The organism is Paenactinomyces guangxiensis (assembly GCF_016055185.1).
Taxonomy (GTDB): Bacteria; Bacillota; Bacilli; order Thermoactinomycetales; family Thermoactinomycetaceae; genus Paenactinomyces; species Paenactinomyces guangxiensis.
The window spans coordinates 41,801-56,139 of the sequence record NZ_JAECVR010000004.1; the positions used below are offsets into that span (position 1 = coordinate 41,801).

Sequence of the window (14,339 nt, forward strand, 5' to 3'; positions counted from 1 at the left end):
TCATGGGTTATAAGAAAACTGCCGCCTGATCAGGGAGTCAGTCGTTGATCGACCGGAACACTGGGGTTCTCTTACAGGAAGCTGATTTAACTCCCGTTTTCCTGCCGGATAGAATCGTAAATGGACTTCAGCAATTTTTGTTTTGTATCCCAGAGTTGATCAGACAGGTCAACCGGATACTCTTCCGGATTGAGGATCCGCAGGTATTCTTCCCAGAACAAAGAAAGCTGTGACTGGTGGTGGCTGCGGATCTCTGTAAGAGAAGGCAGCTCGTATACCCTCTTCCCGGCGGAAAAAATGGGCCTGAGAAGGGAGACAGCTGTGAAATTTTTCACTTTTTTGCGGCGGAACGTATGCTGCGGGTGGAACAAGGTTAACGGCTTGCTTTCATCGATCTTTTCATCGACGGAGGTAATAAGGTCAGCACTTGCTTTGCCGGTTTTCAGATCAATAATGCGGTAGACCGACTTGCGTCCGGGTGTTGTAACTTTGGACGGGTTGGAAGATATTTTTAATGTCGGCTCCCAGTGCCCGTTTTCCCAGCGGGCAACCATTTTATAAACCGCCCCTAAAGCGGGTTGGTCGAAAGCGGTGATTAACTTGGTGCCAACTCCCCAGGAGTCGATTTTGGCCCCCTGTGATTTCAGGTTGAGAATGGTGGTTTCGTCCAAATCATTTGAAGCGACGATGCGGGTTTCTGTAAGTCCTGCTTCGTCCAGCATCTTGCGGGCTCTTTTGGAAAGGTAAGCGAGATCACCGCTGTCAAGCCGTATTCCGGCCAGAGTTTTTCCTTGCTTCTTTAATTCCAGCCCTACTTTGATCGCATGGGGAAGTCCGCTCCTCAAAGTGTCATAAGTATCTACCAGCAGAACGGTCTGATTGGGAAATGCGGACGCGTAAGCTCGAAAAGCGTCCAGTTCGCTGGGGAAATCCTGTACCCAGGAGTGAGCGTGTGTTCCCAGGATCGGGATGCCAAACTGTTGACCGGCCAGTGTATTGGAAGTGGCGTCAAAGCCGCCGATATAGGCAGCGCGGGCGCCCCAGACAGCTGCATCCACTTCCTGGGCGCGCCGGGTCCCAAATTCCATCAAAACATCTTTGCCTGTGATGTGGCGTATACGGGCCGCTTTGGTGGCAATCAGTGTCTGATAACCGATAAAGTTGAGCAGAGCCGTTTCGACGAGCTGCAGTTCCATAATCGGCCCTTCCAGGCGCAGAATCGGTTCTTCAGGAAATACAATCGTCCCCTCGGGCACTGCATAAACATCTCCGTTAAAGCGGAAGGACCGGAGCATGTCAAAAAAAGCCGGGTCTAACCCCTCCCCCAGAGACTGCAGATAGGCGATATCCTCCTCTGTAAAACGAAGTTCTTCCAGATAGCGAATAACCCGTTCCAAACCGGCGAAAACAGCGTAACCGTTGCCGAAAGGCAGGGAACGGAAATAGAGGTCAAATGCCCGCCGCTTTAAATGTGAGCCGTTTTTCCAGTGTGCATACATCATCGTGATCTGGTATTTATCTGTATGTAAAGCGGAAACTGTTGGTTTTTTCATAACTAATTACCCCTGTCTTAGATGTTGGATCCGGTAATCCTGTACATGATGGGAATCACTTTGTTTTTTTGGATATAGTAGGCAGACAACTGGTGTGCTGAGCCTTTAAAAGACAAGATCCAGCAACTTTTATCTGAAAAGGGCCAACTTGTGAGGTCGCGTGTGGATGGATAAGCATTGGTGAGGGGATGGGAGTGAACGATCCCGAGCCAAAGAAGTTGTTTATCACGCATCTTTTTTATTGTTTCCAGGTAAGCCCGCGGCTCAAACTCGTAAGCACAGGGCCAGTTGTTCTGGCAGGGAACGGGAAAAAAATGAGTGATTTCCGTGGTTTGTCCCGCTAGTATGCCATATCCTTCCTGCGGCAGCCGTTCGTAGCAATAGGTTTTGATTTGAACAATCACCGATGCGCGAATAGATAAATAGGACGGCTTCACAAATAGCCCTCCTCACCCTTTGGACTTTTGTCCTGCTTTTTCACTTGTCACTATTTTATCTTGACCGCAGCAAAAAAGTCTATATATGATGCATTTTAGTTTTTTGCGTGCAGAAATCTGCCGCAATTATTATAAAAGGGCAGGCAAGCATGTGGGAACGGATATGGTACAATAAAAGAAATCTTTCATCATCAGATAGAAAGGCGGATGAGGATGAACCCGATCCAGGTGGGAGTATGCGGCTGGGGAGATCATGATTTATATCCGCCGGGTATATCATCAAGGGACAAGCTCTCTGTTTATGCGAGTCATTTTCCGGTTGTTGAGGTGGACAGTACCTATCACGCGATTGCTCCGGTTGAACGGATGGAGAAATGGGTGCAGGATACTCCTGAGGCCTTTCGTTTTGTGGTGAAGGCTTATCGGGAATTGACGGGGCACGGACGAATGGAGAGGGCACCGGTCAGAACGTGGACCCAACTGGTGGATGAGATGAAAAGATCGGTCCGGCCGATGGTTGAGGCGGGGAAGTTGTCCATGATGCTTTTTCAGTTTCCCCCCTGGTATGATTGCACACAAAAACATGTAAAAATTATCCGTCGTTTGAAAGAAGCATTTCACGAACTGCCGATGGCGATTGAGTTTCGCAATCAGAGTTGGTTTCGCCCGGAATATCATGATCGTACACTCAAATTCCTGGAACAAGAGCAATTGATTCATGTGATTTGTGATGAACCCCAGGCCGGGGAAGGATCAGTTCCAATTGTTCTGGCAGCGACACATCCCGAAAATGCCCTGATTCGGTTTCACGGGCGCAATGTACAGGGATGGAACAATACCGGTCAGCCAAACTGGAGGGATGTCCGTTACGCTTATCGTTATACAGAGGAAGAATTGGATGAATGGGTAAAATATGTTCAACAACTCAAGCAGCAAGTGAACCAGTTGACCCTCCTGTTTAATAACAATTCGCAAGGAGATGCTGTAGACAGCGCAAAGATGATGATTCAAAAGTTAAACCTGACTTTTAAAGGATTGGCTCCCCGACAGTTGGAGTTTTTTTAAACCGGGATTGGAATCGCGGAATAAACGATGGTTACGGGGGATGATGCTGTTGATGTTTCTCCGGAACGCTTTTATGTGGCAGCCGTTCTTACCGCTTGGATCAGCTCAATCTCATTAGGTCAGGGGGGTAGTCGTGAGCGCGGTTAAACGATTTCATCTTTTACATACCAATGATTTACACAGCCGTCTGGAGCAGACACCCAAAATACATACTCTTGCTTCGCACTTACGGCAGGAGTGGGAGCGGCGTAGTGAAGCAGGGTTTTTCCTGGATATCGGGGATCACATGGATCGGGTGCGTTTGGAGACCGAGGGAACAGACGGAAAAGTAAATCGGGCCATATTGGAAGCTTCAGGTTATGATCTGATTACCCTGGGAAATAATGAATTGCTTACTTTTTCGCAAAAACATCTGGAAGACAACTACCTGGGCGCTCCCTTTTCCGTGGTCAGCAGCAATGTTGTTGATGCTGCTTCAGGGGTCAGGCCTTCCTGGATCAAGCCCCGGCAGATTTTAACACGCCACGGAGTCCGGTTTGCTTTTCTCGGCGTTACCATTCCCTACGAAATGGTTTATGAGTTAATGGGCTGGAAAGTACAAGATCCTTTTCAGGTCCTGGCCCGTGAGGTAGCACAATTAAGAGATAAAGCAGATGTGATTGTCATTCTTTCACATCTCGGTTATCCTAACGATTGTCAGCTGGCTGAACTGGTTCCGGGGATCGACTTGATCATCGGAGGGCATACCCACCATTTGCTGGAGACCCCCGAACGGATTGGCTCCACCTGGATTGCGGGGGCGGGGAAGTTTGGCAGTCATTTGGGCCGGATCACGATCGAGGTGGAAGAGGGGACCAGACAAATCGCCCGGCTGGAGGGATGTTGTTACTCAGTAGATGAGACAGAGGGCAAGAATGAAATTCAACAGATCATTGACAGCTACCGTTTGATGGCGGAAAAAAACCTGTCCCGCTCCATTATCCGGCTGGAAAGGCCGCTGCCTGTCGATTGGAAACGGGAATCGCCATTTGGCAATTTGCTGGCAGACAGTTTGCGGGATTGGGTGGGGACAGAAATTGCGCTTGTTAACAGTGGACAATTGCTGAACGGGCTTCCGGCCGGGACGGTCTCCCGCAAGCAACTTCATCAGGTATGCCCCCATCCGATCAACCCGGTATTGCTTCAGATCAAAGGGAGAGAAATTCGGCGCTCTCTGGAAGAATCCCTGTTAGAGAAGTATGTCGAGTTGCAAATTCGCGGATTTGGATTTCGTGGCAAGATTCTTGGATCGCTGTGTGTTTCCGGGTTAAATATTTCCGCCGACCTGAATGCCGAACCCTATCAAAAAATTCGTTCCATCCGTGTAGGACATTCTTTGCTTTATGATGAAAAAGAATATCATATTGCCACAATTGATATGTTTACCTTTGGCTCCGGCTATTTGGAATTGAAACGGGGTAAATTGCTCAAATACTTTTTGCCGGAATTTTTGCGGGACGTACTGGCATACCGGCTGCAAAAGCCGGAAGCGGTCAGGGAATGCGAAGTTCGCCGCTGGCAGGTTCGATAAAGAATTATTTCCGTTTATTTAATCCGGGGATAACATGTTGATAACGTTCCATCAAATATAAAAATGGAATCCCAAGTAAGTAGCAGACCGCCAGCTCTCCCACACCGACCCAGAGCATCGCCAGAGGAACCGTGAGGCCGGGAAGGTTGGCGATGGCACCCAGAACAGTCCCTACAATCACTGCATTGACAATGACAGGAGGTAACGGGGCTAACCAGCGATTTGGCATTTTAGATGTGAGCCAGGCGGCAATGAGTGAAGCAAGTCCCCCGAAAATGACATCGTATATCCCGAGCGGGCTGCCGATGTTGGAGATGATCGCACCAATAAACAGCCCCGGGACTGCCAGAGGTGTAATATATGGAAGGACAGTCAACATTTCTGAGATGCGGAATTGGATATAATTATAGGATAATGGGGCAAAGACGTAAGTCAAACTTGCATAAAGAGCAGCAATAAAGGCAATCGTAGTCAATTTGCGCACAGACAAGGGTAACTCCTCCTGAATGTAAAGTTTGATCGATGAATGTTTCTACATATGAGTGAAATGTGTCCCAACTTATACATAGATAACAGGCTGAACACATTTACACAGAAAACCGTTATGACTGGACGAATCATGGGGAGACAGAATTTTGCCCTCCCCCTTGACACACATCATTTAATTTGCCTTTTCCGTCCTGATTCTATCTCGAAAAAAATAAGGCTCTAAGCTACAATAGCTGTTAAGGGAGGATACCACGATGAGTTTTGTGGATGAAGTATATTCTTTGTATCGTGACCAGTTGAATGACGATGAAGAAGATGCAGTTGCCATCGTATTAAGTATTTTGGAAGAGCAATCGCGGGATGATGTGATGCAGCTGATCAATGAGATGAATGATGACGAAATTATTCAGATGATGGGTGTGTATCTGGTGGAAATGTTAAAGATGAAGATGATTCAAGACGGAAAACTGACCCAGTGGAAACCGATGATCGTCCCTCCGAAATTTCACTAAAGCCATCAATTCCCTCTCACGCTTCCTGTTCCTTTTACATATGTTGTTAATGTATGGTTACCGGCATGGGAGGGGACGCAAAATGATTCAATTAAAACCGATTGATATTGGAGGGCGGCAAGTGCTGGGCGTTGAAGTCCAACTGCCCAAAACCACATTGTTGGTCATTACGACCGACCAGGGGTATATTATGTGTGGTGCTTTAGATGTGGCCCTGCTCAATGAACGCCTTTCAGACCGAAATATTATTGCCGCCAGGGCTCTGGGTGTTCGCACCCTGGAACAGCTTTTGGATGCTCCACTTGAATCAGTGACACACACAGCTGAATCCAGGGGAATTCAAGCCGGAATGACCGGCAGGGAAGCTTTGCTTAAAATGATGTAATCAAAATCAGCCTTCGGTGAACAATTCCGGAGGCTGTTTCATTTGACATTTATGAATCAAAGTGTCCCCACACAGGCAAGAAACTCCTGCCTTACAAAGGGAGAAGTTTGATCTGTAATTGTCCCAGCAGATGTTTAAGATCAGAGGGCAGAGGAGATGAGAAGGAGAGATTTTTCTCTGTGAGTGGGTGTGTCAATGACAGCTCTGATGAGTGAAGAGCTTGCCTCTGAATGAAACTCACATCTCCCCCGTATAATGAATCCCCGAGCAGGGGAGCGCCCAGATGAGAGAAATGAACGCGAATCTGGTGCGTTCGCCCAGTCTCCAACTCAGCTTGTACCAGCGATCCATGTTTATTTTGCCGAACAACACGATAATGGGTGATGGCCGGCTCTCCCCGGGAAGTGACCCGGCGGCGCAAGGGGTGGCGGGGATCTCTCCCGATCGGTTGGGTGATGGTTCCCTTTGTTTCACGGAGGGGAGTACCCAGAACGGCTAAATATCGCCGTTTCACTTGCCTTTGTCTCAGCTGGCGGTCCAACAGCTGATGCATGTAAGCGTTTTTGGCAATCAGGATCAGGCCGGATGTCCCGCGGTCCAGCCGGTGAACCGGACGCACCACACCGGTAAATCCCCGTTGCTCCCATTGGTACAAAATCCCGTGCACAAGAGTAGAGCGGTCGTTGCCCCGAACGGGATGGACCGCCACTCCAGCAGGTTTATCCACAATCATCATATCCTGATCTTCATAGAGGGTTTGAAAATGGACAGGCTTCGGTTCCAGATCTGCCTTTTCGCGGGGACGTACGGCCACTTGCAGCCGATCCCCGGTTCTAACCGTTTGTTTTAGCCAGGGAGTCCGTCCGTTGAGGCGGATCCCCTTCATACGGGTCAACCGGTTTAACATACGGTTGGAAATCATTAACGGCCCTTTAAGAATGGACTCAACCGTCGCCTGATTCCATTTTTCGCTGACGTGAAAAGTAAGCCATTTGCTGTAATGTGATTGTTTGTTCATCCCATTCTCTCCAGGTTCATGCATCTTCAATTTTCCATGGCTGCCAGTTGCATTTTTAAGTTTAACCTTTTTTCATACTGATTCGCAAAACCGGCATTCCCTGTGATATAAAAGTGTCACATGGTATGGTGAATCGAAAATCGGCGCATCGGGAAAGCAACTTTCAATTGCAGGTGATAAAAAATCCTGATTTTAGAGGAGTGGTTTTATGATCAGTTGGATTCCGGCTCCTTTGCAGTTCATGATTTTAGAAAGACCGGTGTTAAATGAAAATATCCGGATCGAAGAGAATTCTTTTATCCCTGCACTGCTATTTTTCGGAATCATGTTTTTTCTGGGTCTCTTTATACAGGACCGTTTTCTCGCAAAAAAAGAGGAATAGCCCGAGATAAGGCCATCTGTCTTTTTTGCCGTTTCCCCACCCGCTAATCATAAAACAGGCAATACATAATAATCATCTTGAGCCGATAAGCCGAACCCGCATTTTTCATATAAGCGCAAGGCGTGGCGGTTTGTGGCGGACACTTCCAGAGTAAAAGTGCCGGCCTGGCTTTTAAACTGATTAATGATTTGCAGAAGAATAGACTTTCCTATTCCTTGTCCCTGGTGGGACGGATCAACGCAAAAACCGTACAGGTGGATATTTCTCTCTTCCCGGCAGAGGCTTATTTTTCCGATTAATGTTCCTTCTTTCACAAGTTGCAGGTGCAGATAATTAGGCTGGGCAAAGTCACGGGTTAGATTGCGATGTGAATGTTCATCATTCAAATTGAAACATTTTTTATCCAAACTCAACCCAGGCCCCAAAGTCTTCGTGGCTTGCTTCAACAGATCCCAATTGATCTTGATATTCAGCTGTTCGTATTGATTGCAAATTTGGTGGAGCTGCGCAATATCTTCAAGTTGTTGTTTGCTTAAAACCGTTTGGCTGATTATTTTTTGCCCCATGATGTTCACCTTCTGCGAAAAGTCCTTTGCTTTGATGTCTGTGATAAAGATATGATTTATGTATATCATAAGAAAGCACGGGATTTCCATAGTTTTGTCAAATGGGGAAACCTGAAATTTCACAGTAATCGAAGATACATCAAAACAGAGAAAAAAATGAGAGAAGCAGATTTACTGGTAACAAGGAGCATATCATCTGCTTTTCCGTCATTGCAAAAAGAAAATAAAAAGCACTTTCCCATTTGGGAAAGCGCATTGCAATTTTGATTCAAATTAAACGTGGTTCAGCCGAACTACGTTAGCGGATTGAGGACCACGATCGCCTTCGACGATGTCGAACTCAACAGGCTCGCCTTCTTCAAGAGTTTTGAATCCGTCGGCTTGGATGGCGGAATAGTGTACGAATACATCGCCACCGTCTTCGCGCTCGATGAAGCCATAGCCTTTTTCAGCATTGAACCATTTTACTTTACCCTTCATTCTTGGGCCTCCTTCTTTCCATTAAAAAGCGGGCCAATCGCAAGCACTTGAACCTATTGTTAAAACAAGAGGCCACAAGATTAAAACTTGACTTTCAAAGCCACTTTTTAACGTAGTACACATATCATAACATGGCATGGGAAAAATTTCAACCGTTAAATAAGACTAATGGATGATTAAAATAAATGTTGATAGGGAGATAGGTCTATATTTTTCTTTTGTAATGTTTTAATTAACCATTTGTGGTCCCGCTTCGGAGTAGCTAAAATATACCCTTTGATGATAAATTCTTCAGTCATGCGGTCCGCTTTGGCTTTTAAAGCTAACTCCCCGATTTTTCCGGCTATTTTCTGTTTTGCTACATCGCGAAATAATTGCGGGACAGGTGCGACAAGATCGTTTAACAATGATTTTTGTTCACTGGTCCATAAATGATATGTCTGTTTTATATAGTAATCCTGCCAATCCAGGTCTGACTTTCCATCAGCTTTGGGAAGTGATTTTAGAAATTTGCGGAACATAAAGTATCCGCCAATCGCCATCAAGCTTATGAGCATGATCCAAAAAAACAAATAGAACCACTGTAACCAGGCCGGCACGGTTCACACCTCTTTCATGCTTCTTTCAACTAATCATTATATAAGAGCGGAAAAGGGGGAAGCAAGGCCGGGCAGGCGGTGGCTGTTTACAATCCATCGAACTTTTGCAGCTCCCCCGCAGCGATTTTTTCAATGAAATTGCACAAATGTCGGGCTCGGGAGGGAACTTTTTTATCTCAGAGGAGACGGAAGGATTTCTGAGTCTGCCAATTGGGTTACCGAATTTTTCACGTGCCGGAAGTGGCGGTTCGTTATGGATATTAAAATCAATATCTATGAAAGGTAATTATGTATTACCAACAAATAAAGTTTACGAATGTTGAATAAATATGTATTATAGTTATATTTCCTTCTTTTTTTCTTAAAAATAAGCTGGTAGATGAGTGAGAGAGATGGAATTTAGTACAGGGAAAGCGGCGGGGGATGAGAAAGGGACGGTGATCTCTGTTTCACTCCTGACCGCCGTTTGCTTGCTCGGCGACTCTATGCTGTATGTGACATTACCTATTTTTTTTAAGCAAGCAGGGCTTTCTTCGTTATGGGAAGTCGGTTTGCTGCTTTCAGTCAACCGTTTGGTCCGCTTGCCGCTTAATCCGGTGATCGGCTGGATCTATCACAAAATGAGTTGGAAAACCGGAATGTGGGTGGCACTGTTTTTAAGTATCATCTCTACCGTGGGATACGGATGTTTCCAGGGACTGGCGGCCTGGTTGATTTTACGGGTGATTTGGGGCTGTGCCTGGTCTTTGTTGCGAATTGGCGGAATGATTGCCGTTGTAAGTGTGGCAAATGAGAATAATCACGGAGAGGGAATGGGCTGGTATAACGGGCTTTATCGGTTGGGAAGTTTAGGTGGAATGCTGGTAGGAACAATTCTTGCCGTAAAAATAGGCTTCTCTATGACTGCGATTCTTTTGGGGGTTATGCCTGTTTTATTTATCCCTTTTGTCATAAAGATGCGGGGAGTCAGCCCGGAGCGTACAGAGCAGACACAAAAGCAAGCGAAAATTTCTTTTCATGTCAACAGGATGGAGATGCTTGTATTTGTGACCGGCTTTATGGTTTCTTTTTATATTCAAGGGGTGATCACTTCTACTTTCAGCTCTTTGATTACCTCTCGTTTCCCCGGACAGGTTGATATAGCAAGTTTTCTTATTCCGTCCACTGTTCTCGCAGGTTTTATTCTCGGTATACGTTGGGTCTGGGAGCCGTTTTTGGCTGTTTCGATTGGCAGATGGTCTGACCGCCATGGAAGAGTGCCCATCTTTATCTTTTCTTTGCTGTTGTTTGGAGCCGGGATGGGCTTGGTCCCCGCGGGCCTAAACGCCGGGGCCTGGGCGGCTCTGATTCTGGTTTTGTTAATCCTGTCAACAGTTCTGACAACATTGGCCGACTCTTTATTAAGTGTTGTGGCGAAACAGAGATCCATTTCTCAGACAACCACTCTTTATGCGTTGGCCGCTGACTTGGGCGCCGCACTCGGCCCTCAATGGGGACTCGGCCTGCTTGGTGTCGATGGCGGGATTTGGATCGTTTATCTCAGCGGAACGGTTGCCTGTTTTATTTTTGCGTTTCTCTGGCTGAAGAGATGGAGAGCGGTTGGCGGTGAGTCATAACTATTCGCCTGCGGAGGCTTTTTCATGCAGGCTTGTTTTAAAAAGGGCGGATTCCGTTTGGGTAAACAGATGCTGATTGATGCAGCTGCCAAGAAAAGATTTAAAATGTCTGTTTCGCTTTATTGAATCCAAATAACAACACCCTCACCTGTTCAAGATGAGGGTGTTTACTTTATATGTAATATTTCATACAAACAGGCTGACCGTAAAGTAGATCAACCCCCAGAGCGGAATACTGAATAAGGCGGCGTTAAATAATCCGATCGGTGCGTTGTTCATCGTTGATAACCTCCATCATAATCCGTGTTTTATGTCAAAGTGATTAAATTTCGAGTAAAATATGTCTGTGAACAATTGGTTTTATTTTTTATCCGATGAAGAGGCGTACAGCATAGTAGATTAAACCCCAGAGCGGGATGCTGAGAAGAGCAGCGTTAAAGATTCCGATTGATGTGTTATTCATCATGCACACCTCCGAATGTCCTCTTGTTGATCCCATTATAATAGCTGCCGATTCCGCTTGTCTGCGCTTTTGCCCATTTGTAATCTGAATGTAATCTTGTAGTTACGTTAGGGTTATAGAGAAACAGAACGATGACAAATTTTACGCTTTCATATTTATAAAAAGAACAGAGAATCTTTGTTTTTCGGAGTTTGATTGAAATACAGGGTTTTGTTTCAGCAATGAAATGTTACAATCGGTAACAGAGCAGGAAAAAGTTTGCCCGGAATTTTTTGCGAACGGAGGAATCTCAGATTGATTACAGTACAAGGAGTTGGTTTGCGTTATGGAGGGCGCAAACTGTTTGAAGATGTAAATATAAAATTTACCCGCGGTAATTGTTATGGAGTGATTGGGGCAAATGGTGCGGGGAAGTCTACCTTTCTTAAAATCTTATCCGGGGAAGTAGAACCCAACACGGGCGAAGTGATCCTCACACCGGGGGAGCGGCTGGCGGTGCTGAAACAGGATCACTTTCAATACGAAGAAGAAGTGGTGCGAGACACAGTCATCATGGGCTATTCCCGCCTCTATGCCATCATGCGGGAAAAAGAGGCGCTCTATGCAAAGCCGGACTTTTCAGATGAAGATGGCATGAAGGCGGCGGAATTAGAAGCGGAGTTTGCCGAATTAAACGGCTGGGAGGCAGAATCGGAGGCAGCGATCCTGCTGTCCGGCCTCGGGATTCCGGAAGAGTTGCACGATAAGAAAATGAAAGATCTGTCCGGGTCAGAGAAAGTAAAAGTATTGTTGGCGCAAGCATTGTTTGGAAAGCCGGATGTCCTGTTGCTGGATGAGCCGACCAACCATCTGGACATTCAAGCGATTCGCTGGTTGGAAAACTTTTTACTGGACTTTGAAAGTACGGTGATCGTTGTCTCCCACGACCGCCACTTTTTAAACCAGGTTTGTACACATATTGTGGACATTGATTTTGGTGAAATTAAGTTATATGTAGGGAACTACGATTTCTGGTATGAATCCAGCCAGCTCGCGTTACAATTGGCGAAAGAAAAGAATAAGAAGATTGAAGAGAAACGGAAAGAGTTGGAATCCTTTATCGCGCGTTTCAGCTCCAATGCCTCTAAAGCCCGCCAGGCCACTTCCCGAAAAAAGCAGTTGGAGAAGTTGACTTTGGAAGATATTAAACCATCTTCCAGGCGCTATCCGTTTATTCACTTTGAGCCGGACCGGGAAGCGGGGAATGATCTGCTGCGCGTTGAGGGTCTTACAAAGACGATTGATGGCGAAAAAGTGTTGGACAATGTGAGCTTCATTGTGAACAAAGGGGATAAAATTGCCTTTGTCGGCAGTAACGAACTGGCCAATACCACATTGTTTCAGATCCTGATGGGAGAGATCGAGCCGGATGAGGGCACATTTACGTGGGGGATCACTACTTCTCAAGCTTATTTTCCGAAAGACAACACTGGCTACTTCGAGGGAAATGAGTCAAACTTAGTCGACTGGCTGCGTCCGTACTCCAGGGATCAGACAGAGACTTACTTGCGCGGCTTTTTGGGCCGGATGTTGTTCTCAGGTGAAGAAGTGATGAAAAAGCCTGCTGTGTTGTCCGGAGGCGAAAAAGTGCGTTGTATGCTGGCGCGGATGATGCTGAGCGGCGCCAATGTATTGCTTTTGGATGAACCGACCAACCACCTTGATCTGGAGTCTATTACCGCACTCAATAAAGGGTTGATTAAATTTAAAGGCACCATCCTGTTTACCGCGCATGACCATGAGTTTGTACAAACCATTTCTAACCGGATCATTGAAATCCTGCCTGACGGTTTATTCGATAAGTATATCACCTATGATGAGTACCTGGAGCTACAGGACAAACAAACGCAAAAATAAACAAGCGCTTGGAAAGATCCGCAAGTTCTGCTGATGGCTTGCGGCTTTTTTGCGGGGATTGAAATGGTGAGAGATATCATTGACGGTACTTTTTTCCCTGGTTTATACTACCTGTCGTGCCTGCTGGCAGAGGAAAAACGGAGAGGAGAGACTGTGTTGGAACGAAAAGCTTCAGAAAAGAAGCCTTTGTCCCCCGCCTGGGATCCCTGGGATGCCTGGTATACCCGGAGTGAGAAGGGCTTCTACGAGCTGACCAGTGTGGAGTTTACTGTCACCAACCTTTGCAACCTGCGCTGTGAACACTGCGCGGTGGGGGAAACGTTGGTGGAAAAAGAAGGAACTCCTTTGCCGGCCGATCAGCTTATTCGCTGTCTGGATGAAGTAGATACTTTGCAGACTCTGAGCATTACGGGCGGAGAACCGATCCTGAGCACCCGTGTTGTTAATGAGACGATTCGCCCTCTCTTGCGTTATGCCAAATCGAGGGGAATATATACACAGATCAATTCCAATCTTACCCTTCCGCTATCCCGCTATGAGGATTGGATTGAAGACCTGGATGTTCTGCATATCTCCTATAACTACCGGGATGTACATGATTTTTACCGCATCGCTTTTCAAAAGTACGGGAAAGAGGTGAGCCTGTCTGCGGCAGAAAAGCTGTTTGAACAGATGAAAGAAAATGCACGCGCCTTATCTGATGCAGGAGTATTCATCTCTGCAGAATCGCTGCTCAGTCCTTTCACGGCGCGGTACATTACGGGAATGCACCGGGATATTGCAGAGATGGGCTGTCGCCGCCATGAAGTGCACCCACTCTATCCCAGCGACTTTGCCAGGGAAATGAAATTGCTTACCCTGGACGAATACCGGGAAACGATTTTGCGGCTGGTGGAGGGAAGAGAGCCTGATGTATGGATTTTGTTAGGGACCTTGCCATTTTTCCCTTGCAGTGACCGGCAATCGGATCTCGACCTCTGGCTTCGCCTGCATCGTGAAAAGAATCTCACCGTGCGCCAGGACCCTGATGGGCGAAACCGCCTCAACATCAACGCCTTTACCGGTGATGTCATTGTTACGGATTTTGGTGATGTACCACCGCTGGGAAATATCCGCCGGCATCGTTTAACAGATATTTTTGCCCGCTGGCTTGAACTGCCGGTAGCCAAACAACACCATTGTTTCTGTTCAGAAGCGCATTGTGCCGGGCCAAACATCCTGGTTTCCAATGCCTATTACAGAGATTGGGACTTTACAAAGCGGAAGGCGAAAGTGGAAGTGGTTCAGGTAAACGAAGGTTGAAATAAT

At 46.6% G+C, this 14,339-nt stretch carries 15 protein-coding genes; 8 read left to right on the plus strand and 7 right to left on the minus strand.

Annotation, left to right across the window (positions count from 1 at the left end; all coding sequences use genetic code 11):
* Positions 1-86 precede the first annotated feature (86 nt).
* A complete protein-coding gene (locus tag I8U27_RS05675; protein WP_181750860.1) occupies positions 87-1,553 on the minus strand; it encodes a nicotinate phosphoribosyltransferase in 1,467 nt (488 codons plus the stop codon).
* A 17-nt stretch (positions 1,554-1,570) separates the two neighbouring features.
* A complete protein-coding gene (locus tag I8U27_RS05680) occupies positions 1,571-1,990 on the minus strand; it encodes a M67 family metallopeptidase (protein ID WP_181750861.1) in 420 nt (139 codons plus the stop codon).
* Between the two features lie 213 nt (positions 1,991-2,203).
* Here I8U27_RS05680 and I8U27_RS05685 point away from each other — a divergent pair, with 213 nt between their 5' ends.
* Complete coding sequence (locus tag I8U27_RS05685; protein ID WP_181750862.1) at positions 2,204-3,055, plus strand: DUF72 domain-containing protein; 852 nt, start codon at positions 2,204-2,206, stop codon at positions 3,053-3,055.
* Positions 3,056-3,188: 133 nt separating this feature from the next.
* Positions 3,189-4,625, plus strand: coding sequence for a bifunctional metallophosphatase/5'-nucleotidase (locus I8U27_RS21115; protein ID WP_181750863.1), 1,437 nt, complete (start codon positions 3,189-3,191; stop codon positions 4,623-4,625).
* A gap of 4 nt (positions 4,626-4,629) precedes the next feature.
* Here the strand turns inward: I8U27_RS21115 and I8U27_RS05695 are convergent, their stop codons facing one another.
* Positions 4,630-5,109 (minus strand): QueT transporter family protein, encoded by a 480-nt coding sequence (locus I8U27_RS05695; RefSeq protein WP_309506101.1) that lies wholly within the window; start codon positions 5,107-5,109, stop codon positions 4,630-4,632.
* Positions 5,110-5,368: 259 nt separating this feature from the next.
* On the opposite strand from I8U27_RS05695, the gene I8U27_RS05700 reads away from it, so the two are divergent.
* Positions 5,369-5,626, plus strand: a complete 258-nt coding sequence (locus I8U27_RS05700; protein ID WP_181750865.1) for a DUF6154 family protein — start codon at positions 5,369-5,371, stop codon at positions 5,624-5,626.
* Between the two features lie 82 nt (positions 5,627-5,708).
* Positions 5,709-6,011 (plus strand): YunC family protein, encoded by a 303-nt coding sequence (locus tag I8U27_RS05705; RefSeq protein ID WP_181750866.1) that lies wholly within the window; start codon positions 5,709-5,711, stop codon positions 6,009-6,011.
* 91 nt (positions 6,012-6,102) lie between these two features.
* Here the strand turns inward: I8U27_RS05705 and I8U27_RS05710 are convergent, their stop codons facing one another.
* On the minus strand, positions 6,103-7,029 hold the full coding sequence (locus I8U27_RS05710; RefSeq protein WP_181750867.1) for an RluA family pseudouridine synthase: 927 nt from the start codon (positions 7,027-7,029) through the stop codon (positions 6,103-6,105).
* A gap of 208 nt (positions 7,030-7,237) precedes the next feature.
* Between I8U27_RS05710 and I8U27_RS05715 the strand changes: the two genes are divergently transcribed.
* Positions 7,238-7,411, plus strand: coding sequence for a hypothetical protein (locus I8U27_RS05715; RefSeq protein WP_181750868.1), 174 nt, complete (start codon positions 7,238-7,240; stop codon positions 7,409-7,411).
* 47 nt (positions 7,412-7,458) lie between these two features.
* Here I8U27_RS05715 and I8U27_RS05720 read toward each other — a convergent pair whose 3' ends face one another.
* From I8U27_RS05720 to I8U27_RS05730, 3 genes are all read right to left on the minus strand, one after another.
* Positions 7,459-7,977 (minus strand): GNAT family N-acetyltransferase, encoded by a 519-nt coding sequence (locus I8U27_RS05720; protein WP_181750869.1) that lies wholly within the window; start codon positions 7,975-7,977, stop codon positions 7,459-7,461.
* 273 nt (positions 7,978-8,250) lie between these two features.
* Entirely contained in the window at positions 8,251-8,457 is a 207-nt protein-coding gene (locus tag I8U27_RS05725) for a cold shock domain-containing protein (RefSeq protein ID WP_181750870.1), read from the minus strand.
* A gap of 176 nt (positions 8,458-8,633) precedes the next feature.
* Positions 8,634-9,056, minus strand: coding sequence for a DUF2621 family protein (locus I8U27_RS05730; protein WP_181750871.1), 423 nt, complete (start codon positions 9,054-9,056; stop codon positions 8,634-8,636).
* 392 nt (positions 9,057-9,448) lie between these two features.
* Between I8U27_RS05730 and I8U27_RS05735 the strand changes: the two genes are divergently transcribed.
* The 3 genes from I8U27_RS05735 to yfkAB all read left to right on the plus strand — a co-directional run bounded on the left by I8U27_RS05735 (position 9,449) and on the right by yfkAB (position 14,333).
* Complete coding sequence (locus I8U27_RS05735) at positions 9,449-10,672, plus strand: MFS transporter (protein WP_181750872.1); 1,224 nt, start codon at positions 9,449-9,451, stop codon at positions 10,670-10,672.
* 757 nt (positions 10,673-11,429) lie between these two features.
* Positions 11,430-13,031, plus strand: a complete 1,602-nt coding sequence (locus I8U27_RS05740) for an ABC-F family ATP-binding cassette domain-containing protein (RefSeq protein WP_181750873.1) — start codon at positions 11,430-11,432, stop codon at positions 13,029-13,031.
* A gap of 156 nt (positions 13,032-13,187) precedes the next feature.
* Entirely contained in the window at positions 13,188-14,333 is a 1,146-nt protein-coding gene (gene yfkAB / locus I8U27_RS05745; protein ID WP_232345279.1) for a radical SAM/CxCxxxxC motif protein YfkAB, read from the plus strand.
* Positions 14,334-14,339: the final 6 nt, after the last annotated feature.